This is a genomic window from Streptomyces sp. NBC_01622 (assembly GCF_045209635.1).
Lineage (GTDB): Bacteria > Actinomycetota > Actinomycetes > Streptomycetales > Streptomycetaceae > Streptomyces.
The window spans coordinates 1829300-1852715 of record NZ_CP109293.1 but is presented as its reverse complement, the minus strand read 5'-3'; the positions used below and the strand labels follow the sequence as shown (position 1 = coordinate 1852715).

21 protein-coding genes are annotated in these 23416 nt (G+C 71.0%); 15 read left to right on the top strand and 6 right to left on the bottom strand.

What is annotated here, in order from left to right; all coding sequences use genetic code 11:
• The first annotated feature begins 109 nt into the window (after positions 1-109).
• From shc to OH768_RS08530, 8 genes are all read left to right on the top strand, one after another.
• Entirely contained in the window at positions 110-2125 is a 2016-nt protein-coding gene (shc, locus tag OH768_RS08565) for a squalene--hopene cyclase (RefSeq protein ID WP_406451661.1), read from the top strand.
• Positions 2125-2766 (top strand): 1-hydroxy-2-methyl-2-butenyl 4-diphosphate reductase, encoded by a 642-nt coding sequence (locus OH768_RS08560; RefSeq protein ID WP_406451659.1) that lies wholly within the window; start codon positions 2125-2127, stop codon positions 2764-2766. The genes shc and OH768_RS08560 overlap by 1 nt, the downstream gene beginning before the upstream one ends.
• A gap of 5 nt (positions 2767-2771) precedes the next feature.
• Complete coding sequence (hpnH, locus tag OH768_RS08555) at positions 2772-3794, top strand: adenosyl-hopene transferase HpnH (RefSeq protein ID WP_019069695.1); 1023 nt, start codon at positions 2772-2774, stop codon at positions 3792-3794.
• Between the two features lie 4 nt (positions 3795-3798).
• Positions 3799-4956, top strand: a complete 1158-nt coding sequence (gene ispG / locus OH768_RS08550; protein ID WP_406451657.1) for a flavodoxin-dependent (E)-4-hydroxy-3-methylbut-2-enyl-diphosphate synthase — start codon at positions 3799-3801, stop codon at positions 4954-4956.
• Positions 4957-4982: 26 nt separating this feature from the next.
• The gene (gene dxs / locus OH768_RS08545; protein WP_406451655.1) at positions 4983-6890 is read left to right on the top strand and encodes a 1-deoxy-D-xylulose-5-phosphate synthase; all 1908 of its coding nucleotides are present in this window, start codon (positions 4983-4985) and stop codon (positions 6888-6890) included.
• Positions 6887-8272: an aspartate aminotransferase family protein gene (locus tag OH768_RS08540; RefSeq protein WP_406451653.1), complete on the top strand. Its 1386-nt coding sequence runs from the start codon at positions 6887-6889 to the stop codon at positions 8270-8272. The genes dxs and OH768_RS08540 overlap by 4 nt, the downstream gene beginning before the upstream one ends.
• A gap of 74 nt (positions 8273-8346) precedes the next feature.
• Positions 8347-8979: a helix-turn-helix domain-containing protein gene (locus OH768_RS08535; protein WP_406451651.1), complete on the top strand. Its 633-nt coding sequence runs from the start codon at positions 8347-8349 to the stop codon at positions 8977-8979.
• On the top strand, positions 8976-9101 hold the full coding sequence (locus tag OH768_RS08530) for a DUF6126 family protein (RefSeq protein ID WP_019069690.1): 126 nt from the start codon (positions 8976-8978) through the stop codon (positions 9099-9101). The genes OH768_RS08535 and OH768_RS08530 overlap by 4 nt, the downstream gene beginning before the upstream one ends.
• An 18-nt stretch (positions 9102-9119) precedes the next feature.
• On the opposite strand, the gene OH768_RS08525 is transcribed toward OH768_RS08530, so the two are convergent.
• The 3 genes from OH768_RS08525 to OH768_RS08515 form a co-directional block, all read right to left on the bottom strand.
• Positions 9120-9917 (bottom strand): tyrosine-protein phosphatase, encoded by a 798-nt coding sequence (locus OH768_RS08525; RefSeq protein WP_406451648.1) that lies wholly within the window; start codon positions 9915-9917, stop codon positions 9120-9122.
• Positions 9918-10051: 134 nt separating this feature from the next.
• Positions 10052-10846: an SDR family NAD(P)-dependent oxidoreductase gene (locus OH768_RS08520; protein ID WP_406451646.1), complete on the bottom strand. Its 795-nt coding sequence runs from the start codon at positions 10844-10846 to the stop codon at positions 10052-10054.
• Between the two features lie 110 nt (positions 10847-10956).
• Complete coding sequence (locus tag OH768_RS08515; RefSeq protein ID WP_406451644.1) at positions 10957-11253, bottom strand: Dabb family protein; 297 nt, start codon at positions 11251-11253, stop codon at positions 10957-10959.
• Positions 11254-11390: 137 nt separating this feature from the next.
• Here OH768_RS08515 and OH768_RS08510 point away from each other — a divergent pair, with 137 nt between their 5' ends.
• The 6 genes from OH768_RS08510 (at position 11391) to OH768_RS08485 (ending at position 18241) form a co-directional block, all read left to right on the top strand.
• The gene (locus tag OH768_RS08510; protein ID WP_406451642.1) at positions 11391-14504 is read left to right on the top strand and encodes an AfsR/SARP family transcriptional regulator; all 3114 of its coding nucleotides are present in this window, start codon (positions 11391-11393) and stop codon (positions 14502-14504) included.
• Positions 14505-14656: 152 nt separating this feature from the next.
• Positions 14657-16051 carry an FAD-binding oxidoreductase gene (locus OH768_RS08505; RefSeq protein WP_406451640.1) on the top strand — a complete coding sequence of 465 codons (1395 nt, stop codon included), beginning with the start codon at positions 14657-14659 and terminating at the stop codon, positions 16049-16051.
• Positions 16052-16099: 48 nt separating this feature from the next.
• Positions 16100-16366 carry a hypothetical protein gene (locus OH768_RS08500; protein WP_406451638.1) on the top strand — a complete coding sequence of 89 codons (267 nt, stop codon included), beginning with the start codon at positions 16100-16102 and terminating at the stop codon, positions 16364-16366.
• Positions 16367-16543: 177 nt separating this feature from the next.
• Positions 16544-17119 carry a sigma-70 family RNA polymerase sigma factor gene (locus tag OH768_RS08495; RefSeq protein ID WP_406451636.1) on the top strand — a complete coding sequence of 192 codons (576 nt, stop codon included), beginning with the start codon at positions 16544-16546 and terminating at the stop codon, positions 17117-17119.
• A 193-nt stretch (positions 17120-17312) separates the two neighbouring features.
• The gene (locus OH768_RS08490; RefSeq protein ID WP_406451634.1) at positions 17313-17942 is read left to right on the top strand and encodes a catalase; all 630 of its coding nucleotides are present in this window, start codon (positions 17313-17315) and stop codon (positions 17940-17942) included.
• 35 nt (positions 17943-17977) lie between these two features.
• The gene (locus OH768_RS08485) at positions 17978-18241 is read left to right on the top strand and encodes a hypothetical protein (protein ID WP_406451632.1); all 264 of its coding nucleotides are present in this window, start codon (positions 17978-17980) and stop codon (positions 18239-18241) included.
• A gap of 70 nt (positions 18242-18311) precedes the next feature.
• On the opposite strand, the gene OH768_RS08480 is transcribed toward OH768_RS08485, so the two are convergent.
• From OH768_RS08480 to OH768_RS08470, 3 genes are all read right to left on the bottom strand, one after another.
• Positions 18312-18530: a hypothetical protein gene (locus OH768_RS08480; protein WP_406451630.1), complete on the bottom strand. Its 219-nt coding sequence runs from the start codon at positions 18528-18530 to the stop codon at positions 18312-18314.
• A 95-nt stretch (positions 18531-18625) separates the two neighbouring features.
• A complete protein-coding gene (locus tag OH768_RS08475; protein WP_406451628.1) occupies positions 18626-19654 on the bottom strand; it encodes a zinc-binding alcohol dehydrogenase family protein in 1029 nt (342 codons plus the stop codon).
• 123 nt (positions 19655-19777) lie between these two features.
• Entirely contained in the window at positions 19778-20071 is a 294-nt protein-coding gene (locus tag OH768_RS08470; protein ID WP_019069679.1) for a winged helix-turn-helix transcriptional regulator, read from the bottom strand.
• Positions 20072-20211: 140 nt separating this feature from the next.
• Here OH768_RS08470 and OH768_RS08465 point away from each other — a divergent pair, with 140 nt between their 5' ends.
• Positions 20212-23373, top strand: coding sequence for an AfsR/SARP family transcriptional regulator (locus OH768_RS08465; protein ID WP_406451626.1), 3162 nt, complete (start codon positions 20212-20214; stop codon positions 23371-23373).
• The last annotated feature ends 43 nt before the right edge of the window (positions 23374-23416 follow it).

Genomic DNA, 23416 nt, shown 5'->3' with positions numbered 1-23416 from the left:
CTATCGGTCGAATAGCCCTCGCGTAGTCGCCGGCCGGTGCTGCGAACGAACGAGTACCGGCCGACGGCGGACCCACAGCAGAGACATGCCACTGCACGAAGGGGAAGCCATGACAGCGACGACCGACGGAAGCACCGGGGCCATGCGGCCCCGTGTTGCCGCGGCCAGCGAAACCGACATCAACACCCCCGTGGCGGCCGGGGTGCACGGCGCCGCCGCGCTCGCCGTACAACGCGCCACCGACTTCCTGCTCTCGCAGCAGGACGCCCAGGGCTGGTGGAAGGGCGACCTCGACACGAACGTCACGATGGATGCCGAAGATCTGTTGCTCCGTCAGTTCCTGGGTATCCGCGACGAGTCGACCACCCGGGCCGCCGCACTCTTCATCCGCGGCGAGCAGCGCGAGGACGGCACCTGGGCCAGCTTCTACGGCGGGCCCGGCGAACTCTCCACCACCATCGAGGCGTACGTCGCCCTCCGGCTGGCCGGTGACGCGCCGGACGCCCCGCACATGGCGAAGGCGTCCGCGTGGGTCCGCGAGCGGGGCGGCATCGCCTCGGCCCGGGTCTTCACCCGGATCTGGCTCGCCCTGTTCGGCTGGTGGAAGTGGGACGACCTGCCCGAACTCCCGCCGGAACTCATCTACTTCCCCACCTGGGTGCCGCTCAACATCTACGACTTCGGATGCTGGGCCCGGCAGACCATCGTGCCGCTCACCGTCGTCTCCGCGAAGCGGCCGGTACGGCCCGCACCCTTCCCGCTCGATGAACTCCACACCGACGCGAACAACCCGAACCCGGTCAAGCCCCTTGCCAAGGTGGCGAGTTGGGACGGCGCCTTCCAGCGGCTCGACAAGGCGCTGCACCTCTACCGCAAGGTCGCCCCGCGCAAGCTGCGCAGGTCCGCGATGAACACGGCGGCGCGCTGGATCATCGAGCGGCAGGAGAACGACGGCTGCTGGGGCGGCATCCAGCCGCCGGCCGTGTACTCGGTGATCGCCCTGCACCTGCTGGGCTACGACCTGGAACACCCCGTGATGCGCGCGGGACTTGAGTCGCTGGACCGGTTCGCGATCTGGCGCGAGGACGGGGCCCGGATGATCGAGGCCTGCCAGTCCCCGGTGTGGGACACCTGCCTCGCGACCATCGCCCTTGCCGACGCGGGCGTGCCCGCCGACCACCCCCAACTGGTCAAGGCGGCCGACTGGATGCTCGGGGAGGAGATCGTCCGCCCCGGCGACTGGGCGGTCAAAAGGCCCCAACTGCCGCCCGGCGGATGGGCGTTCGAGTTCCACAACGACAACTACCCCGACATCGACGACACGGCCGAGGTCGTGCTCGCGCTGCGCCGGGTCAGACATCACGACCCGGAACGCGTCGACCGGGCCGTCGGACGCGGAGTCCGCTGGAACCTCGGAATGCAGTCGAAGAACGGCGGTTGGGGGGCCTTCGACGTCGACAACACCAGCCCGTTCCCCAACCGGCTGCCGTTCTGCGACTTCGGCGAGGTCATCGACCCGCCGTCGGCGGACGTCACCGCGCACGTCGTCGAGATGCTCGCCGTCGAGGGCCTCGCCCACGACCCGCGCACCCGGCGCGGCATCGAGTGGCTGCTCGCCGAACAGGAGCCGGACGGCTCGTGGTTCGGGCGCTGGGGCGTCAACTACGTATACGGCACAGGGTCCGTGGTGCCCGCCCTCGCCGCGGCCGGGCTTCCCGGCTCGCACCCGGCGATCCGGCGCGCGGTGACCTGGCTGGAGACCGTGCAGAACGACGACGGCGGCTGGGGCGAGGACCTGCGCTCCTACAAGTACGCCAAGGAGTGGAGCGGCCGGGGCGCCTCGACCGCCTCGCAGACGGCCTGGGCGCTGATGGCCCTGCTGGCGGCCGGGGAGAAGGACTCCAAGGCCGTCGAGCGCGGCATCGAATGGCTCGCGACCACCCAGCGGGAGGACGGCTCCTGGGACGAGCCCTACTTCACCGGCACCGGCTTCCCGTGGGACTTCTCCATCAACTACCACCTCTACCGGCAGGTCTTCCCGCTCACCGCGCTCGGGCGCTATGTGCACGGAGAACCGTTCACCCGGACCGTTTCTCCGGCCGTCTCCCAGACCAAGGGGGGCTGATGAGCACCCAGCCCGCCGCTCCGCCGCTGTTGATCGCCTGCGCGCTCGGCATCGAGCACCTCGCCCTGCGCACCCGCGACCGCTCCGGCGCCGGCGGGCCGGTCACCGTCCTGCGGACGGGCATGGGGCCCGAGGCGGCCGAACAGGCCGTCACCCGGCGCCTCGCCGACCCGGCGCTGTCCGAGGCCGCCGTACTGGCCACGGGCTTCTGCGCCGGACTCGCCCCCGGGATGCACCCCGGCGACCTGGTGGTCGCCGAGGAGACCCGGGACCCGCGCGGAACCGTTCCGTGCGTCGCCACCGAACTGCTCGTCAAGGAACTGGTGCGGGCCCTGCCCGGACGCACCGTCCACACCGGCCCCCTCACCGGCTCCGATCATGTCGTCCGCGGTCAGGAACGGTCGGATCTGTTCGCGACCGGCGCAATCGCGGTCGACATGGAGTCGGCGGCCACGCTGCTGAGCGCCGTGCGCACGGGCGCGCGCCCGGTTGCGGCCGTACGGGTGGTCGTGGACGCTCCTGAACATGAACTCGTCCGGATCGGCACGGTGCGCGGTGGAATATCAGCTTTCCGCGTTCTTCGTTCCGTTCTTCCCGCTTTTTTCGAATGGCACCGTTCTTTGCTGCTCCCTCGGAGGTGAGCCAGATGGCCATGCCGCTGCGCCAGACAATCAAGGTCGCTACATACTTGGCAGAACAGAAGCTCCGCAAGCGGGACAAGTTCCCCCTGATCGTGGAGCTGGAACCTCTCTTCGCGTGCAATCTGAAGTGCGAGGGCTGCGGCAAGATCCAGCACCCGGCGGGCGTGCTCAAGCAGCGCATGCCGGTGGCGCAGGCCGTCGGGGCGGTGCTCGAATCCGGTGCGCCGATGGTGTCCATCGCGGGCGGCGAGCCCCTGATGCACCCTCAGATCGACGAGATCGTGCGGCAGTTGGTGGCGAAGAAGAAGTACGTCTTCCTCTGCACCAACGCCATGCTGCTGCGCAAGAAGCTCGACAAGTTCAAGCCCTCCCCGTACTTCGCCTTCGCGGTGCACATCGACGGGCTGCGCGAGCGGCACGACGAGTCCGTCGCGAAGGAGGGGGTGTTCGACGAGGCGGTGGAGGCGATGAAGGAGGCCAAGAAGCGCGGCTTCCGGGTCACCACCAACTCCACCTTCTTCAACACCGACACCCCGCAGACCATCATCGAGGTCCTGAACTTCCTCAACGACGACATCAAGGTCGACGAGATGATGATCTCGCCCGCCTACGCCTACGAGAAGGCGCCCGACCAGGAGCACTTCCTCGGTGTCGCGCAGACCCACGAGCTGTTCAAGAAGGCCTTCGCGGGCGGCAACCGCAGGAAGTGGCGGCTCAACCACTCCCCGCTCTTCCTGGACTTCCTGGAGGGCAAGGTCGACTTCCCGTGCACGGCCTGGGCGATCCCGAACTACTCGCTCTTCGGCTGGCAGCGCCCCTGCTACCTGATGAGCGACGGGTACGTGCCCACGTACCGGGAGCTGATCGAGGAGACCGACTGGGACAAGTACGGCCGCGGCAAGGACCCGCGCTGCGCCAACTGCATGGCGCACTGCGGCTACGAGCCCACCGCCGTCCTCGCCACCATGGGCTCCCTCAAGGAGTCCCTGCGGGCCATGCGCGAGACCGTCGCCGGAAACCGCGACTGAGGTCATGACCGCCGTAGCCCTGGGCGTCCCCGAGATGCCGGTCCGGCCGATCGCCGAGCGACGTGTGTCGCGACGCATCCAGGTCGGGCCGGTGGCGGTCGGGGGCGGGGCCCCCGTGTCGGTCCAGTCGATGACCACGACCCGTACGTCGGACATCGGCGCCACCCTGCAGCAGATCGCCGAGCTGACCGCGTCCGGCTGCCAGATCGTCCGCGTCGCCTGCCCCACGCAGGACGACGCGGACGCGCTGGCGACCATCGCGCGCAAGTCGCAGATCCCGGTGATCGCCGACATCCACTTCCAGCCGAAGTACGTGTTCGCCGCGATCGAGGCCGGCTGCGCGGCGGTTCGCGTCAATCCCGGCAACATCAAGCAGTTCGACGACAAGGTCAAGGAGATCGCGCGGGCCGCCAGGGACCACGGCACGCCGATCCGCATCGGGGTCAACGCCGGTTCCCTGGACCGCCGTCTGCTCCAGAAGTACGGCAGGGCGACGCCCGAGGCGCTCGTCGAGTCGGCCCTGTGGGAGGCGTCGCTCTTCGAGGAGCACGGCTTCAGCGACATCAAGATCTCCGTGAAGCACAACGACCCCGTGGTGATGGTCAACGCCTACCGGCTGCTGGCCGCGCAGAGCGACTATCCGCTGCACCTCGGGGTCACGGAGGCCGGGCCCGCCTTCCAGGGCACGATCAAGTCGGCGGTCGCCTTCGGGGCGCTGCTCAGCGAGGGTATCGGCGACACGATCCGGGTGTCGCTGTCCGCCCCGCCGGTGGAGGAGGTCAAGGTGGGCCTCCAGATCCTGGAGTCGCTGAACCTCAAGCCCCGCCGGCTGGAGATCGTGTCGTGCCCGTCCTGCGGGCGCGCCCAGGTGGACGTCTACAAGCTCGCCGACGAGGTCACGGCGGGCCTGGAAGGCATGGAGGTCCCGTTGCGGGTCGCGGTCATGGGCTGCGTCGTCAACGGACCCGGCGAGGCGCGGGAGGCGGACCTCGGCGTCGCCTCCGGCAACGGCAAGGGGCAGATCTTCGTCAAGGGCGAGGTCATCAAGACCGTGCCCGAGTCGAAGATCGTGGAGACCCTCATCGAGGAGGCGATGAAGATCGCCGAGCAGATGGAGCAGGACGGCGTCGCGGCGGGGGAGCCGGCCGTCACCGTGAGCTGATCAGCACGGACCGAAGGGGGCCCGACGTGACGATTCTGGAGAGCATCCGTCAACCACGCGACCTGAAGGCGCTGTCCGAGGCGGAACTCGGTGAACTGTCCGAAGAAATAAGGGAGTTCCTGGTGCACGCGGTGGCCAGGACCGGCGGCCACCTCGGGCCCAACCTGGGCGTGGTGGAACTGACCATCGCGCTCCACCGGGTCTTCGAGTCACCGGTCGACCGCATCGTCTGGGACACCGGCCACCAGAGCTATGTGCACAAGCTCCTGACGGGTCGTCAGGACTTCTCGAAACTGCGCGGCAAGGGCGGCCTGTCCGGCTACCCCTCGCGCGAGGAGTCCGAGCACGACATCGTCGAGAACAGCCACGCCTCCACCGCGCTCGGCTGGGCCGACGGCCTCGCCAAGGCCCGCCAGGTGCAGGGCGAGAAGGGCCACGTCGTCGCGGTCATCGGCGACGGCGCGCTCACCGGCGGCATGGCCTGGGAGGCGCTGAACAACATCGCCGCCGCCAAGGACCGGCCGCTGATCATCGTCGTCAACGACAACGAGCGCTCCTACTCGCCCACGATCGGCGGCCTCGCCAACCATCTGGCGACCCTGCGCACGACCGACAGCTACGAGAAGGTCCTCGCCTGGGGCAAGGACGTCCTGCTGCGCACCCCGGTCGTCGGCAACACCGTCTACGAGTCGCTGCACGGCGCGAAGAAGGGCTTCAAGGACGCGTTCGCCCCGCAGGGCATGTTCGAGGACCTGGGCCTGAAGTACGTCGGCCCGATCGACGGACACGACATCGGCGCCGTCGAGTCCGCGCTGCGCCGCGCGAAACGCTTCCACGGCCCGGTCCTCGTCCACTGCCTCACGGAGAAGGGGCGCGGCTACGAACCCGCTCTCGCCCACGAGGAGGACCACTTCCATACCGTCGGCGTGATGGACCCGCTCACCTGCGAGCCCCTCGTGCCCTCCAACGGCCCTCCCTGGACCAGTGTGTTCGGCGACGAGATCCTGCGCATCGGGGAGGAGCGGGACGACATCGTGGCCATCACGGCGGCCATGCTGCACCCGGTCGGCCTCGGCAAGTTCGCCGCGAAGTTCCCCGACCGCGTGTGGGACGTCGGCATAGCCGAACAGCACGCGGCCGTTTCGGCGGCGGGCCTCGCGACGGGCGGACTGCATCCCGTCGTCGCCGTCTACGCCACCTTCCTCAACCGCGCCTTCGACCAGCTCCTGATGGACGTGGCACTGCACCGCTGCGGGGTGACGTTCGTACTGGACCGCGCCGGAGTGACCGGAGTTGACGGAGCGTCACACAACGGCATGTGGGACATGTCCATCCTCCAGGTCGTGCCGGGCCTGAGGATCGCCGCCCCGCGCGACGCCGACCAACTCCGCGCCCAGCTGCGGGAAGCGGTCGCCGTCGACGACGCGCCGACCCTCATCCGCTTCCCGAAGGAGTCGGTCGGACCGGAGATCCCCGCGATCGACCGGGTGGGCGGCCTCGACGTCCTGCACCGGGGCGCGGGGATGCCCGAGGTGCTGCTCGTCGCCGTAGGAGTGATGGCGCCCGTCTGCCTCCAGGCCGCCGAACTCCTCGAAGCCCGCGGCATCAACTGCACGGTCGTGGACCCCCGTTGGGTCAAACCCGTCGACCCGGCGCTGCCCGGCCTCGCCGCCGAACACCGCCTCGTGGCCGTCGTCGAGGACAACAGCCGTGCCTCCGGCGTCGGCGCCGCCGTGGCGCTGGCCCTGGGGGACGCCGAAGTCGACGTCCCCGTACGGCGGTTCGGCATCCCGGAGCAGTTCCTCGCGCACGCCAAACGCGGCGAGGTGCTCGCCGACATCGGCCTCACACCCGTCGAGGTCGCCGGACGGATCAGCGCAAGCCTGGCGGTCAAGGACACGGCCGGCCACGCAGCCAAGGAGAAACCCGAATGACCAAGGAGTTCGACCTCACCGCGCTCTTGGCCGAGCGCGGAGCCGAGCGCTACGAGCTGCACACCAAGTACCTCAACCACCAGCTCCCGCGCATGCTGCACACCATCGGCTTCGACAAGGTCTACGAGCGGGGCGAGGGCGCCTACTTCTGGGACGCGGACGGCAACGACTACCTGGACATGCTCGCCGGGTTCGGGGTGATGGGCCTGGGCCGCCACCACCCCGTCGTCCGCAAGGCGCTGCACGACGTCCTCGACGCCCAGCTCGCCGACCTCACCCGCTTCGACTGCCAGCCGCTGCCGGGCCTGCTCGCCGAGAAGCTGCTCACCCACAGCCCGCACCTGGACCGGGTGTTCTTCGGCAACAGCGGTACGGAGGCGGTGGAGACCGCGCTCAAGTTCGCCCGGTACGCCACCGGGAAACCCCGCGTCCTGTACTGCGACCACGCTTTCCACGGCCTGACCACCGGCTCGCTCTCGGTCAACGGCGAGGACGGCTTCCGGGACGGCTTCGCCCCGCTGCTGCCCGACACCGCGGTACCGCTCGGTGATCTCGACGCCCTGGCACGGGAGTTGAAGAAGGGCGACGTCGCCGCCCTCGTCGTGGAGCCGATCCAGGGCAAGGGTGTGCACGAGGCGCCGCCCGGTTATCTGCGCTCGGCGCAGGAACTCCTGCGCCGGCACAAGGCGTTGCTCATCGCCGACGAGGTGCAGACCGGTCTCGGCCGCACCGGCGACTTCTACGCCTACCAGCACGAGGACGGCGTAGAACCGGACCTGGTGTGTGTGGCCAAGGCGCTGTCCGGCGGCTATGTGCCGGTCGGCGCCACCCTCGGCAAGGACTGGATCTTCAAGAAGGTCTACTCGTCCATGGACCGCGTGCTGGTCCACTCGGCGAGCTTCGGGTCCAACGCCCAGGCCATGGCGGCAGGGCTCGCGGTGCTGTCCGTCATGGAGAACGAGCAGATCGTGGCCAACGCCCGTGCCACGGGGGACCAGTTGAGGTCCCGGCTCGCCGCGCTGGTCGACAAGTACGAACTGCTCGCCGACGTACGCGGCCGGGGCCTGATGATCGGCATCGAGTTCGGGAAGCCCAAGTCGCTGAAGCTGCGCAGCCGTTGGACCATGCTGCAGGCCGCGCGCAAGGGGCTGTTCGCGCAGATGGTGGTCGTACCGCTGCTCCAGCGGCACCGCATCCTGACCCAGGTGTCCGGCGACCACCTGGAGGTGATCAAGCTGATCCCGCCGCTGGTCGTCGGAGAGCGCGAGGTGGACCGGTTCGTCGAGGCGTTCACGGCCGTGATGGACGACGCGCACAGCGGTGGCGGGCTGATGTGGGACTTCAGCAGGACGCTCGTGAAGCAGGCGGTCGCCAACCGCTGAGCCGTCGACACCGGGCTTTTGCCTCTGTGGCAAGAAATTTGCCGCAGAGGCACGTCTGCGGCTGAATGGAGGGCATGAGCTCCTCCGAGACCGAGCCGGAACCGCCGGCCGGACCGGCCGACGACCTGCCGGCCACCGTCGCACCCCAGCTCCGCGCCCTGCGCCGCCGCGCCTCCCTCACCCTGGAGGCCGCCGCCCGCTCGGCCGGACTCTCGCCCGCCCATCTCTCCCGCCTGGAGACCGGGCAGCGCCAGCCCTCGCTGCCGATGCTGCTCGCGCTCGCCCGCATCTACGGTACGACAGTCTCCGACCTGCTCGGCGAGACGGTCACCGACCGGGAAGCCGTCGTACGCGCCGCCGACATGGAACCGACCCGGGCGGGCGGCTGGACGTACTGGCAGGCGGGCGCCCCCGGCCGCGGGATGCAGTCGCTGCGCGTCCGTATCCCGCACGGCTCCCAGGGCGACATCGTGCGCGTGCACCCCGGCGAGGAATGGCTGTACGTCCTCACGGGGCGACTGCGGCTGCGGCTCGGCGACACCGCGCACCTCCTCGCGCCGGGCGACAGCGCCCACTTCGACTCGCTCACCCCGCACCGCCTCGCCGCCGCCGACGAGGACGGTGTCGAGGTGCTCTTCGTCCACACCCTGCTGCAGAGCCCCACGGCCACCCTGTGCCTGGGCCCGATCACCGGAGACACACCATGAGCGGCAACAACATCGAGGACAGGTTCCCCCGTGCCCTGTGGGTACGGCTTCTCATCTACATCGCCGTCGGCCACCTCTTCGCGGCCTTCATCTACCTGTTGTTCTCCGTGGGTGCCAAGTAGCCCGCCGCGGGCGCGAGTTCAGTCGAGCAGTCGCTCGCGCAGCCGCTCACGGATCTCCGGGGTGATCCCCAACCCCTGTTCCAGATAGGCGTCCACGCCGCCCCAGGTCTCCTCGACGGTGTCGAAGGCCGCCGTCAGGTACTCGGCGCGGGCGTCGAAGAGGGGGCTGAGGAGTTCCATCACCTCGGGCGAGTAGGCCGCGGCGGAAGAGGCGCTGCGGCGCACCTTGTAGCGGCGGTGCTTGGCGTTCGACTCCAGGTAGTCGGCGACGATCGCCTCGCGCTCCACACCCAGGGCGAGCAGCGTCACGGCTATGGACAGGCCCGCGCGGTCCTTGCCCGCCGCGCAGTGCATCAGCGCGGGAACACTGTCCTCGGCGAGCGCGTGCAGCACCTGGGAGTGCTCGGCGGTGCGCTGGGTGACGATCGTGCGGTACGAGGCGATCATGCGGTTAGCGCCCTTGTCGTCGCCGAGGATCTCGCGCAGCTGCTCCATCTCGCCGTCGCGGACCATCTTCCAGAACTCGGAGCCGTCCGCCGGGTCGCTCAGCGGCAGGTTCACATTGCGCACGCCGGGCAGCTCGACGTCGGGGCCCTCCAGCTTCTGGTCCGACGCGTTGCGGAAGTCGAAGACCGTGTGCAGGCCCAGCGAGGCGAGGAACGCGGCGTCCTCCTCGGTCGCGTGCGCGAGATGCCCGCTGCGGAACAGCACGCCGTGCTGCACCCGCCGTCCGTCCACCGTCGGAAGCCCGCCCACGTCCCGGAAATTACGCACTCCGGACAACTCCGGCTCGGTCGACGGAATCTGCTGCGTCACGAGGGCTCCTCCCACTCGGCCCGACGGCGCGGCTCACCGGCGGGCACCCTGTCGACGATACGACATACGTGCTGCGGCCCGGGATGCCTTCGGGGCCCTGACCTGGGTCTCTTCCGAGGGGTGGGATCCGGTCGTCAGGGCAGGATCGAGTCGACGTAACCCCCGTCGACCCGCAGCGCACCGCCCGTGGTGGCCGAGGCCTGGTCGGAGCTGAGGTAGACGACCATGTTGGCGATCTCCTCGGGCTCGATCAGCCGTTGCAGCAGGGACTGCGGCCGGTGCTTCCGCATGAACTCGCGCTGCGCCTCGTCCCACGGCAGCTCGCGGTCGACCAGTTCGTAGACGAAGTCCTCGACGCCGCCCGTGTGCGTGGGGCCCGCGATGACCGAGTTGACCGTCACGCCCGTGCCCGCCGCCTGCTTCGCGAAACCGCGCCCGACGGCCAGGAGCGCGGTCTTGGACATGCCGTAGTGGATCATCTCGGCCGGGATGACGATCGCCGAGTCGCTGGCGATGTTCTGGATCCGGCCCCAGCCGCGCCCGGTCATACCCGGCAGGTACATACGGATCAGCCGTACGGCGGCCAGCACGTTCACCTCGAAATAGCGGCGCCACTCCTCGTCGCTGATCTCCAGCGGGTCGGCGGCGCCGAACACACCGAGGTTGTTGACGAGGACGTCCACCTCCGGCAGCGCCTCCAGGACGCGCGCGGCACCCTCCTCGTTCGTCACGTCGGCCGCCACGGGAACGAAGGCGCCGCCGGGCACCTCCGCCGCCAGCCGTGCCACGCCCTCCGCGACCCGCTGTTCGGTGCGGCCGTTCACCCCCACCCGGGCGCCCGAGCGCGCGAGTCCGGCGGCGATCGCCGCGCCGATGCCCTGGGTCGAACCCGTCACCAGCGCGGTGCGTCCCGTCAGGTCGATCTGCATGTGGAACCAGTCCCTCCGTGCGTCCGTCTGTCCGTCCCGCGTGCCGGTGCGTCTGCCGTCAGCCTGGCGGCAGGGCGACCGGCCTGCCACTTCGGCCGCTGCCCGAGCCGCTAGACGTGCATGTCGACGACTACCCAGGTCGCGTATTCCATCCAGTGGGCGATGGCGGCCAGGTGCGCGGGGTGGTTGAAGTACCGCTGGAAGGCGGCGGTGTCGTCGAAGAGGCTGTTCAGGGCGAAGTCGTACGAGACGGGGGTCTCGTCGAACGCGTGCCACCCCACTTCCCACTGCCGGATCTCGGGGATGTCCCGCTCCAGGTTCCGCACGAGCTCGAATCCCTCCACGACCTCCGGGGATTCGCGTGTGAGACCGTCGTTCAGCTTGAAGAAGACGAGGTTCCGGATCATTTCCGCTCCTGCCGTGGGTGTCGCGTTTCGGTGGACGTGGACGTCTACGCGGTGTCCGAGGACTCGGTTCACCTCCCGGAGCGACGCGCCGACAAGCCCTTTCGGCGCAGTCGGCCGCCGACGGCAGAATGACCGCCATGCTCTTTCGACTGCTCGGCCGCCCGGAGTTGGTGAACGGCAACGGCGCGATCGCCCTGCCCGGCGCCGTCTCCCGGGCGATCGTGGGGCGGCTGCTGCTCGCCCACGGGGCCGTCGTACGGCGCGACACTCTCATCGAGGAGCTGTGGGAGGAACGCGGGGCCAAGGATCCGGTCAACGCGCTCCAGGTCCAGATGGCCAAGCTGCGGTCCGCGCTCACGGCCGGCGGCGAGGACACCCGCCTGCTGTTCGGGCACGGCGGCTACCGGATCGTTCTGGGGCCGGACGACGAGATCGACGCAACCGCTTTCGAGGCGGAGGTCCGGGCGGGGCGTGAGCATCTGGCGGCGGAGGAGTACGAGAAGGCCGAGGGCGAGCTGCGGTCGGCGCTGGCGATGTGGCGGGGCCGCGCCCTGGACGGCCTGGAGGGCCGGGTCTTCGAAGCCGAGCGGACCCGTCTCGAGGAGCTGCGGCTGGGCGCCCTTGAGGACGTGGCCACCGCCGGTCTCGCACTCGGCCGCGTGCGGGAGCTGGTCCCCGAGCTGACGGCCCTGGTGTCCCTCGCACCGCTGCGCGAGCGGTCCCGGGCCCGCCTCATGCTCGCGCTGCACCGCTGCGGGCGGACCGCGGAGGCACTGGAGATCTACGAGACGGGCCGTCTGCTGCTGCGGTCCGAGCTCGGTGCCGTGCCCTCGTCGGAGCTGCGCTCCCTGCACAGCGCGCTGATCCGCCAGGACCCGGCGCTCCAAGGGCCGACCGCCGCGTCCGGCTGCCCGTCCGCGCTGGCCTCGCTGCGTACGGACGTCAGGCCGCCAGCCGGTGAAGGCGGTCCGATCCGGCCGCTCGGCCCGTTCGTCGGCAGGCACAAGGAGCTCGGCGCGCTGCGGGAGGTCGTCGACCGCGAGCGGCTGGTGACCGTGCTGGGACCCGGCGGCGTCGGCAAGACGCGGCTGGCACTGGAGGTGTGCGCGCTCCTCCAGCCCTCCCGGGGCACCGTCTGGTGGGTCGACCTGGCCCCCGCCGACGACGCGAACGCGCTCGCCGTGATCGCCGCCGGGCTCGGGCTCTCCGACATGTCCGTCCGGCCGGACCAGCCGCCGCACGACTACGTGCACCGGATCACCTCGTTCCTGACGGTCCGTCAGGCGGTGCTCGTGCTCGACAACTGCGAGCACCTGCTCGACGCCGTCGCCCCGCTCGTGGCGACGCTGCTCGGCAGGTGCCCCGCGCTGACCGTGCTGGCCACCAGCAGGGCACCGCTGGAGGTCCCGGCCGAGGTGCTGTACCCGCTGGCGCCGATGGCGGACGAGGAGGCCGCCGACCTGTTCGGTGCCCGCGCCGCCATGATCGACCCGTCCTTCGCCCCGGACGAGGCGGCGCTGTGCGACATCCGCTCCCTGTGCCGCAGGCTCGACGGGCTGCCGCTGGCGGTCGAACTCGCCGCCGCGCACGTCCGGTTGCTGTCCGTCCGGCAGATCGAGGCCCGCCTGGACAACCGCTTCGCCCTGCTGACCAAGGGGGAGCGCACCGCACCGGCCAGACACCGCACCCTGCGCGCCGTCCTCGACTGGAGCTACGCCCTCCTCGACACCGCCGAGCAGCGGCTGTTCACAGAACTGTCCCTCTACGTCGGCGGCTGTTCCCTCGACATGGTGGAATCCGCCGCCGCCCTGCACGGTGCCGACGGCGCCGAACTGCTGCACGTACTGGCCCAGTTGGTCGACAAGTCCCTCGTTGTCCCGTTCACCACCCCCGACGGTACCCGGCTGCGGATGCTGGAGACGGTCCGCGAGTACGCCCTCGCCCGGCTCCGGGAGGAAGGCCGGGCACCGGACGCCGAGGAACGCCTCATGGCCTGGGCAACCCATTTCGTCCGCGACGGCAGCGCCGGCATCTCGTCCCCCGCCCAGAAGGAGTGGGCCCGCCGGATCACCGAGGAGTCCGCCAACATCCGGGCCGCGTCGGACCTGATGACGGCCAGGTCCAGGGAGGCAGAGGCCCTGCTGCTGGAAGCGCGGCTGGGCTACTTCTGGTTCATCGGCGGCCGGGAGGAAGAGGGCATCGACCGCCTCCACCGCACCCTGCTCGCCTACGACGCCGCGGCCGGCCGGCGGACCACGGAGCCCACCGGGGACGACGAGTGGGCGCTCTTCTACACCATCGCCTGGCTCACCTGGCTCAACCATGTCGCCGGACACCACACGGAAGCCCGTTCCTACGGCGAACGGCACACAGCGGCCTGGCAGCACGCGAAGAACCCCGACCTCGCCGTCCTGGGCCTGTGCTACGACGCGCTGCACGCGATGCTCGACGGGCGCGACGACGTGGAGGAACGGTTCGCCGTGGCGGAGGCCGCCGTGGCGGACACGGAATTTCACTGGGACCGGGCGGTCCTGCAGACGAACTGGTCGACCTACTGCCTGCGGCGCGGGGACGTCGAGGGGGCCCGCCGGCACGGTCTGCTCGCCGTGGCGGCTTCCCGCGCGGCCGAGGACGACTTCGCCCGGGTCTTCTCCCTCACCCTCTGCGGCGACGCGGACGAGAGCGACGGCCTCCGCGCCCGGGCCCGGGAGCAGTGGACCGAGGCGGCCCGCATCCTGCGAGCCGTCGGGGCGCGTACCCGCTGGGCGTACACCGTGCTCAGACTGGCCTGCCAGGACATCGCCGAGGGGGAGTGCGCCACCGCCGAACAGCGGCTCGTGGACGTGAGCAGGCTCGCGGACGAACTCGGCGCGGACGACCTCCAGGCGGCCGTGGCCAACCTGCGCGGAGTGCTGGCCTTCCACGACGGCCGTTTCGCGGACGCGGCGACGATCTTCGACGGGGTCTGGCACTGTCCGGCGGCACCGGCCGACCGCAGAGCGGTCTCGGCCGTCGGACTCGCGGTCCTGGCGACGTTCGGCCCGCCGGACCCCGCCGCCGCGCGGACCTGGACCGACCGGGTCCGCCGGATCCAGGGCGGACTGCTGGAGCCGCCGGCCCGGCACGCGGTGGGCGTACTGCTGGACCGGCTCGACGCCCACCACCGGTCCGGGGCGAGCGGGCAGGGCGGCACGGACCAGGTGCGCGCCTGGCTCGCCGGCGGCCCCTCGGTACTCGCCGCCTTCTGCTGACCGCCCCGAGCTCTCGCCGACACGGCCCGCGCCGGCCGTGAACCTCTTCGGGGTGTGCGCCGTAGCAGCCATCGGACGGCACCCGGTCGCGTCGGGGAGCCGTTTCCGCCTGCTTTCCGGGTGGCCGCCGCTCCGACGAAAGGCACAGCAGCATGACCGAGTACCAGGGCCGGACCGTTGTCGGCGAAGAGGCCGTCGCCGAACTGGCCGGCCGGATCGAGGGATCCGTGTTCGTCCCGGGCGACGAGGGCTACGAGGCGGCGATCGCGGGGTTCAACCTCCGGTCGCGGCAGCGGCCCCTCATAGTCGTCGCGGCCGGCGGCGCCGCCGATGTGCGGACCGCCGTCGCCTTCGCCGCCCGGTACGACCTGCCCGTCGGGGTGATGGCCACCGGACACCAGCCGTTCCTGGCCGAGGACGGCTTCCTGCTTGTCACGACGGGTGCGATGCGCACGGTCGACATCGATATCGAGCGCGGGGTGGCCCGCGTGGCCGCGGGCGCGCGGTGGTCGGACGTCGTAGGACCCGCCCAGGCGGAAGGGCTCGCACCGCTGAACGGATCCAGCCCGGACGTGGGAGTCGTGGGCTTCACCCTCGGCGGCGGACTCAGCCCCTTCCTGGGCAGGTCCTACGGCTGGGCCGCCGACCATGTCGTGGCGATCGAGGTGGTCACGCCCGACGGCACACTGCGCCGCGTGACGCCGGAGCACGAACCCGACCTCTTCTGGGCCCTGCGCGGCGGACGCAGCAACTTCGGTGTGGTGACCGCACTGGAGATCGGGCTCTTCCCCGTGACCTCTTTCTACGGCGGCGGCATCTACTTCCCCGCCGAGGATGTGGAGGCCGTGATCCGGGCCTTCCCCGAGGTGGTCCGGGACGCGCCCGACACCTTCACCTGCTCGGTGGCGCTGCTGAACTTCCCGCCGGTCCCGCAGGTGCCCGAACCGCTGCGCGGCCGGTTCCTCGCCCACGTCCGGGTGACCCACCTCGGCACCGACGAGGAGGCCGAGAAGCTTATCGCCCCCTTCCGGGCCATCGGCGCGGGGATCCTCGACACGGTCGCCCGGCACCCCTACGCCTCGTACGCCCTGGTGCACACCGACCCGGCGGAACCCTTCCCGTACGAGGAACAGGGCGCCCTGCTGGCCGAGTTGCCGGCCGCCGCCGTCGACTCGCTCGTGGAGAGCGCCCAGGTGGCCGCCGGCGGTCTTGTCACGGTCCTGGAGCTGAGGCATCTCGGCGGGGCGCTGGCGGCCCGGCCGGCCGCGGCGAGCCCCGTCGCCGCGCGGGACGCGGTGTTCAACGTGTGGGGAGCGACGGTCGGCCCGCCGGAGGTCGTCGAGGCCGGCACGGCGATGCTGGGCGGCATGGTCGAGCGGCTGCGCCCGTGGTCCACGGGGCTCACGTACACGAACTTCGCCGGCCGTGACGACCGGGCGGAGAACCTGTTCACCGACGCCGACCTGGCCCGGCTGCGCCGCCTGAAGCGGCAGTACGACCCACGGAACCTCTTCCGGGTCAACAACCACACCGTCACCCCGGAATAGACCACGGCCGAGGGAGGGACGGACGGCGTCGGCAGGCTGGAGACCGCGGTGACATGCGAGCAGGAGACAACCGAACTGGCCGCCTACGCCATGGCGGCCCTCGATCCCGGAGAGACCGTACGCGTCGGCGGCCATGTGCGGGCGTGCCCGGGCTGCGCGGGTGAGGTGGACGAGATCCGCACCGCGCTCGCCGCCGTCCGGCTGCTGCCCGACGAGGAGCTGGTGGGCGACTGGTCCGGAAAACTGGCCGAACTGCGGGAGGCGGCGGTCCGGGCCACCCTGGCCGAGGACCCGCCCGTACCCCGCCCGCAGTGACCCGGCACGCGCGCGTGCTCACTGTCCGCTTCCTTTCCCGCGCCTGTCCTCAGGGGCGCGGGCGAGGAAAGCGGACATCAAGCGGCCGGCAAGAGGCCCCTCCCAAGGTTTCCCCGTTCAGCTTTCAACGAATTGGTGCGCCGCGCAGGACCCACGGCGCACTGGGGGAACGTGGCAATGAGGCAACACGGCGCAGCGATCCGGGTCATACGGCCGACCCGTCCGGACGGCGGTACGCGTGACCGGGAACGGGACGAGGCGTTCATCCGCGCCGTCTACGACAAGCACGGCGCGTATCTGCTGAGAGTGGCCACCGGACTGCTCCGGGGCGACGGCCACCAGGCCCAGGACCTGGTCCAGGAAGCGGTCCTGCGCGCCTGGCAGCACGCCGACATCCTCGACCCCGGGGCCGAGGGCATCCGGCCCTGGCTCGTCACCGTGGTCCGCAACCTCGTCATCGACGGCTACCGCGCCCGGCAGGCCCGCCCTCCGGAGACGGTCGACACCGCGCTGCAGGACCTGCCCGGTCCGGAACACATGGACCCCGCGCTCACCAGGAAGATCGTGCGCGAGGCGCTGGCGGACCTGACGCTGCAGCATCGCGAGATCCTCGTCCACGTCGAGTTCCTGGACCAGTCCGTGGCCCGCACGGCGAGCATGCTGGGCATCCCGCCGGGCACGGTCAAGTCCCGGACACACCTGGCCCTCAAGGCACTTCGGGCCGCGCTGGCGGAGCGGGGCTACACCCCCTAGGCGGTGCCGGGCGTGTGCCTCAGACGCGTGAACCGTTTCTGCGGCCCTCCTCGTGTACCGAATTTGACGGGCCCGGCGAACGGCTCGTCCGAGCCGGCACGCCCGACGCCCTCGGGGCCGCCGTCCCGTCCGGACCCCGGCGGCGCTCAGGCACCGCGTTCGCGGCACCACACTTCCGTCGTGGAGGAACGAAATGTCGAGCAGCCCCGGAGCCCTGCCCACCGCCCAGCAGGTCGTCGACAGCATGGAACGCATGCACGGCCGGTATCCGGGACACCGCCGTTCCGGCGCACGGGGCGTCTGCTGCAAGGCGACATTCACCCCGACCGGCGACGCGGCGGGTCCCACCACGGCGGCCCATCTCCAGGGCCCGCCGACCCCCGTCGTCGTGCGGTTCTCGAACTCGGAGGGAAATCCGCGCTCGCGCGACAACGTGCCGGTGGCCCGCGGGACGGCGGTACGGTTCCAGCTGCCGGACGGCGGCGACACCGACCTCGTCGCCATGACGGTGCCGCTGTTCGTCGCCTCCACCCCGGGGCAGTTCCTCGAACTGACCGAGGCGCTGCGGCCGGACCCCGCCACCGGGGAGCCCGACCTGAGCAGGGTGCAGGCCTACGTCGCCGCCCATCCGCACCTCGCCGAGGCCGTCACCCAGCGCCCACCGGTGCCGGTCGGCTACGGCACCGCCGCCTACTGGGCGATCCACGCGTTCGTCCGGACCGACGCGGCGGGCAACAGGCAGCCGGTGCGCTACCGCTGGGAGCCGGAGGCTGGCCGCGCGGAACTGACCGCCGAGGAGGCGGCCGGCCGGACCAGTACCTGACCGAGGAACTCCACCAGCGCCTCGGGCAGGGCCCGGTGGCGTTCACGCTCCAGGTCCAGCCGGCCGAGGAGGACGATCCGACGCACGACCCCGCCGTCGCCTGGCCGGAACAGCGCGAGGGGATCACCGCCGGACGCCTGGAACTCATCGCGCCGGTCGACGACCAGGACTACTGGGCCGCGCAGCGCTTCGACCCCACCCGGGTCACCGCCGGGACGGAGCTCTCCGACGACCCGGTGCTCGCCTTCAGAGCCCAGGCGTACGCCGAGTCCTACCGTCGGCGCAGGCGGAATCGCTGAACAGGACGGAGAAGAGCGGTCGGCACCGGAGACATCCGGTATCGGCCGCTCTTCGGAATGCTGGGGAAGGCTATTGTCTCGCCCGCTTACGTGCCTCATTTATGGATCTCCTCTCCTCGGAGGTGAGGAGATCCATGAGCCGCTCGTTGTTGACCCAGTCGTTCAGCAGGGCGTGAGAGCCGCCCAGGCTGAGCGAGTAGGCCCACATACTTCGGCCCCGTCGCGGCCCGTTCCATTCCGCTGCCCAGCGGAGCAGGTGGTCGATGCGCTGCTCCGGCGTGAACCTCATGACCCGCATGCTCGTCACCTCTCCATGGTTACGAGAAAGCCTTTTCCTCTTCCGCTTGGTAAACGGGACGAGGGAGGAGGAGGTTCACACCCGGATCAGAATCCGGTGAGCGTCACCTTGCCTATGGCGGCGCCGGATTCCAGGATGCGGTGCGCCTCGCGCAGATGGGCGGCGTTGATCGTGCCGAGATCCCGGGTGGCCGTGGTCCGCAGGCTGCCCGCGTCCACCAGCCGGGCGATCTCGCCGAGGATGTGGTGCTGCGCCGCCTGGTCCGGGGTCCGGTACAGGGAGCGGGTGAACATGAGCTCCCAGTGGAAGGAGATGCTCTTCGACTTCAGCAGGCCGATCTCCACGGCACCGAAGTCGTCGATGGCGAGCAGCCCGCCGAACGGCTTGAGGATCTCGGCGTACGCGGCGAGGTTCCGGTCCGTACCGGCCGTGCCGAAGATGTGGTCCACCCCGCCGGGCGCCACCCCAGTCACCTGCGCGGGCAGGGGGTGATGGTGGTCGACCACATGTGTCACGCCCATACGTCGGGCGAACTCCACGGTCTCCGGGCGGGAGGCGGTACCGATCACGGTGAGGCCGGTGAGGGCCCGGGCCAGCTGGGCCACCATGGCCCCGACCCCGCCCGCCGCCGCGGTCACCAGCAGCGTGCCGGTCTGTTCCGGACTCTGCCGCAGACCCAGACGTTCGAACAGGCCCTCCCAGGCGGTGAGCGAGGTCAGCGGCAGCGCCGCCGCCTCGGCGAAGGAGAGCGTGGTGGGCTTGCGGCCGACGATGCGCTCGTCGACGGTGTGGAAGCGCGAGTTGGTGCCCGGCCGGTCGATCGCGCCGGCGTAGAAGACCTCGTCGCCGACGTCGAACAGCTCCACCCGGTCGCCGACCGCGACGACCGTGCCGGCGGCGTCCCAGCCCAGCACCTTGGGCTCGCCGCCCGGGTCGTTGCCCTGCCGGACCTTGTAGTCCACCGGGTTGACGGCGATCGCCTCGACCCGGACCAGCAGATCGTGCGGACCTGGCTGCGGGACGGGCAGTTCGAGGTCCAGCAGGCTCTCGTCGTCGTCGATCGGCAGGCTCTTGAGGTAGCCGACGGCGGGCATCGTCTTCGGGGTCACGCTCATCATGGATCTCCTCGATTCGTGCGGTGGCCGGTGGAGGGCCGCGGCCACACTCCGAAAGGTATCCATCGGGAGGTAGTAACCATCAAGGGATTCTACTTCCCATCGGGAAGTATCCAGCTCAGGTCAGGCGGCGTCAGGAAAACGGTCGATGTTCTGCTCCACCCAGGTTCGCAGATGGGCGAGCGGCGCGCAGGCGTCCAGGCCGAGCGGGGTCAGGCTGTACTCGACCCGGGGCGGCACCTCGGCGTAGATCCGGCGGTCGACCAGACCGTAGTCCTCCAGGCGGCGCAACGTCTGGGTGAGAACCTTGGGGCTCACGCCCTGGAGCCGGGAGCGCAGCGCGCCGAAGCGCTGCGGGCCGTCCTCCAGGGCGCCCAGGGCGAGGGCGCTCCACTTGTTGGCGAGCAGGTCCAGCATGTCGCGGCAGGGGCAGGCGGCAAGATAGACGCTCTTGGGGTCGTCGCAGAGGCCCGATGTCTTCGTCATCCAGCGATGGTACCCAGCGGGTACCAGCAACCCTTGCGGGTAACCGGCACCGCTTCCGTACGGTGGCCGACGTGCACGAAGGTCGAGACATGAACGACGACGGCATCCACTTCCGACTCCTCGGCCGCCTGGAACTGGCCGACGCGAGCGGTGCCGTCGCTCTGCCGGGTGCCGTCTCCCGCGCGATCGTCGCCCGGCTCCTGCTCGCCGGGGGAGCGGTGGTGCACCGCGACACACTCATCGATGAACTGTGGGAGGAGCGCGGGGCGAAGGACCCCGTCAACGCGCTCCAGGTCCAGATGACGAAGCTGCGCGCGGCACTCGCGGCGCACGGCGGGGACCGGCGCCTCCAATCCCGTTACGGGGGATACCAGTTGGTGCCGGCGCCGGAGGACGAACTCGACACGGTCCGGTTCGAGGCGACGGTCCAGGAGGGGCGCGCGCACCTGGCGGCGGGCGCGTACCGGGAGGCGGAAGGCGCTCTGCGGCGGGGACTTGAGCTGTGGCGGGGCCGCGCCCTGGACGATCTGAAGGGGCGGGTCTTCGACGCCGAGCGGCTGCGTCTGGAGGAACTGCGCCTGGGCGCACGGGAGGACGCGGCCGCCGCCGGTCTCGAACTCGGCCGCGCCGCCGAACTGGTCCCCGAACTCACGGCACTTGTCTCCGCCGCACCCCTGCGCGAACGGTCCCGGGCACGCCTGATGCTCGCCCTCCACCGCGGCGGGCGCCACGCCGAGGCCCTGGACGTCTACGAGGCGGGCCGCCGACTGCTCCGCTCCGAGCTGGGCGTCGACCCCTCCCCGGAACTGCGGTCCCTGTACGAGGAGTTGCTCGCCCGCGACCGGTCTCCCGGGGCGGCGGCCACGAACGCCGTACGACTGTTCCCGGTACCCGCCGACTCCCGTCCGGCGCCCGGCCGGGGCGGGCCCGACCATCCCCTCGGCCCGTTCGTCGGCCGTGGGGCGGACCTCGACGGGTTGCGGGCGGCCCTGGAGCGGGAGCGGCTGGTGACCGTCGTAGGGCCCGGTGGGGTCGGCAAGACGCGCCTGGTGCTGGAGACTTGTGCGGCGCTGACGTCCTCGTACGACGCCATGTGGTGGGTCGACCTGGCCGCGGCGGACGGCACGGGTGTCCTTCCGGCGATCGCCGCGGTGCTGGGTCTGTCGGACGCCTCGGTACGGCCCGACCAGTCGCCGCACGACTATGTGCACCGGCTCATCTCGCTTCTGACGGAGCGTCAGGCTCTGCTCGTGCTCGACAACTGCGAGCACCTGCTCGACACGGTCGCCCCGCTCGTGGCGGTCCTGCTCGGCCGGTGCCCCGCGCTGACCGTCCTGGCCACCAGCAGGGCGCCGCTGGCCGTCGCGGGTGAGCGGCTGTTCCCGCTGGCGCCGATGTCCGACGGCGAGGCCGCCGACCTGTTCGGCACCCGGGCCCTCATGATCGACCCGAATTTCAGCGCGGAGGGACCGGAGCTGGACGACATCCGTTCACTGTGCCGCAGACTCGACGGCCTGCCGCTCGCGGTCGAACTCGCCGCCGCACACATGCGGTTGCTGCCCGTGCCCGAGATCGAACGCCGCCTCGACAACCGCTTCACCCTGCTGGCCAAGGGCCGGCGCACCGCGCCCGCCCGGCACCGCACCCTGCGCGCCGTCCTCGACTGGAGCTACGCCCTCCTGGACACCACCGAGCAGCGGGTGCTGACCGAACTCGCCCTGTACGTAGGCGGTTGCTCCCTCGACACGGCGGAGACGGCGCTCTCCCGCCCAGGGGCGGACCGTCACGAGACCCTGCGGGTGCTGGCCCAACTGGTCGACAAATCCCTCCTGTTCACCGTCCCGACGCCCGACGGGAGCCGGCTGCGGATGCTGGAGACGGTCCGCGAGTACGCGCTGGACCGGCTCCGGGCCGAAGGCCGGGAGGCCGAGGCGGAGGAACGCTTCATGGCGTGGGCCCTGCGCTTCGTGCACGACAGCGCCGCCGGCATCGCGCCCGGCGACCAGGGGGAGTGGATCAGCCGGCACACCGCGGAATCCGCCAACGTCAGGGCGGCCTCCGACCTCCTGATGGCCCGGGCGAGAACGGCCGAGGCACTGGGCCTGGAAGCGGAACGGGCCTACTACTGGACCATCAGCGGCCGGGAGGAGGAAGGCATCGACCGCCTCCGGCGCAGCCTGCGGGCCTACGACGTCGTAGAGCCCACCGAGGAGGACGAGCTGGCGCTCTTCCGCGCGCTCACCTGGCTCGTCTGGCTCAGTCACGTCGTCGGCCGGCACGCCGAGGCCGGCCTCTTCATCGACCAGTACCAGGTGACGTGCCGACGGGCGAAGAACCCCGACCTCGCCGTCCTGGGAGCCTGTCACGAACCGTTCCACGCCATGCTGAGCGGGCGCCACGACGACGTGGAGGAACTCTTCGTACGGGCCGAGAACGGCATCGCGGGCACCGCCTTCCACTGGGACCGGGCGGTCCTCCAGACCAACTGGACGACGTACTGCCTCCAGCGCGGCGACATCGACGGCGCCCGCACCCACGGCCGGACCGCCGTCGCGGCGGCGCGCGCCGCGGGCGACGCCTACGCGCGGGCGTTCTCCCTCGTGCTCTGCGGCGACGCGGACGAGAGCGGCGGCTTCCGCGACCGGGCCCGCGCGCACTGGACCGAAGCGGTCCATCTCCTGCGCTCCATCGGAGCACGTGCGCTCTACGCCTACACCGCGCTGCGGATCGTCTGCCTGGACATCGGGGAGGGCGCGATCGCGACGGCCGAACACCGGCTCGCGGAGGTGGCACGGCTCGCCGACGAACTGGGCGCGGACGACCTGCGCGCCGCCGCGGCCATCCTGCGCGGCGCACTCGCCTTCCACGGAGACCGCTTCACGGAGGCCCGGACGATCTTCGCCGGCGTCTGGGACAGCCCCACGGCACCGCTCGACCGCAGGGCGATGTCCGCCCTGGGCCTGGTGGTCGTCGCGGCCTTCGGCCCGCCCACCCCCTCGGCGGCCGACGAGACACGGCTGTGGAGGGACCGCGCCGCCAAGGCCCACGACCGGGTGCGCGAGCCACTGGCCCGCCGAGCGGTCGGCGCCCTGCTCGACACCCTGGACACCTGTTTCCGGTCCGGTCCGGCCGACGGGCACGGGGCGGACCGGGTACGGGCCTGGCTCGCCGCCGACCCCTCCGTCCTGGCCGGCTTCAGCGGAGTGCTGACCGGACCGGGCCGGCATCGCTGACCCGGACGCGTGACACGGGTTTCCACAGGTTATGAGTTCTCCA

Bases quoted from the DNA above. Each gene is read 5' to 3' on its own strand.
- shc (WP_406451661.1), top strand. From the start codon at position 110: ATGACAGCGACGACCGACGGAAGCACCGGGGCCATGCGGCCCCGTGTT.
- OH768_RS08560 (WP_406451659.1), top strand. From the start codon at position 2,125: ATGAGCACCCAGCCCGCCGCTCCGCCGCTGTTGATCGCCTGCGCGCTC.
- hpnH (WP_019069695.1), top strand. From the start codon at position 2,772: ATGGCCATGCCGCTGCGCCAGACAATCAAGGTCGCTACATACTTGGCA.
- ispG (WP_406451657.1), top strand. From the start codon at position 3,799: ATGACCGCCGTAGCCCTGGGCGTCCCCGAGATGCCGGTCCGGCCGATC.
- OH768_RS08540 (WP_406451653.1), top strand. From the start codon at position 6,887: ATGACCAAGGAGTTCGACCTCACCGCGCTCTTGGCCGAGCGCGGAGCC.
- OH768_RS08535 (WP_406451651.1), top strand. From the start codon at position 8,347: ATGAGCTCCTCCGAGACCGAGCCGGAACCGCCGGCCGGACCGGCCGAC.
- OH768_RS08530 (WP_019069690.1), top strand. From the start codon at position 8,976: ATGAGCGGCAACAACATCGAGGACAGGTTCCCCCGTGCCCTGTGGGTA.
- OH768_RS08520 (WP_406451646.1), bottom strand. From the start codon at position 10,846: ATGCAGATCGACCTGACGGGACGCACCGCGCTGGTGACGGGTTCGACC.
- OH768_RS08515 (WP_406451644.1), bottom strand. From the start codon at position 11,253: ATGATCCGGAACCTCGTCTTCTTCAAGCTGAACGACGGTCTCACACGC.
- OH768_RS08510 (WP_406451642.1), top strand. From the start codon at position 11,391: ATGCTCTTTCGACTGCTCGGCCGCCCGGAGTTGGTGAACGGCAACGGC.
- OH768_RS08505 (WP_406451640.1), top strand. From the start codon at position 14,657: ATGACCGAGTACCAGGGCCGGACCGTTGTCGGCGAAGAGGCCGTCGCC.
- OH768_RS08495 (WP_406451636.1), top strand. From the start codon at position 16,544: ATGAGGCAACACGGCGCAGCGATCCGGGTCATACGGCCGACCCGTCCG.
- OH768_RS08490 (WP_406451634.1), top strand. From the start codon at position 17,313: ATGTCGAGCAGCCCCGGAGCCCTGCCCACCGCCCAGCAGGTCGTCGAC.
- OH768_RS08480 (WP_406451630.1), bottom strand. From the start codon at position 18,530: ATGAGGTTCACGCCGGAGCAGCGCATCGACCACCTGCTCCGCTGGGCA.
- OH768_RS08475 (WP_406451628.1), bottom strand. From the start codon at position 19,654: ATGAGCGTGACCCCGAAGACGATGCCCGCCGTCGGCTACCTCAAGAGC.
- OH768_RS08470 (WP_019069679.1), bottom strand. From the start codon at position 20,071: ATGCTGGACCTGCTCGCCAACAAGTGGAGCGCCCTCGCCCTGGGCGCC.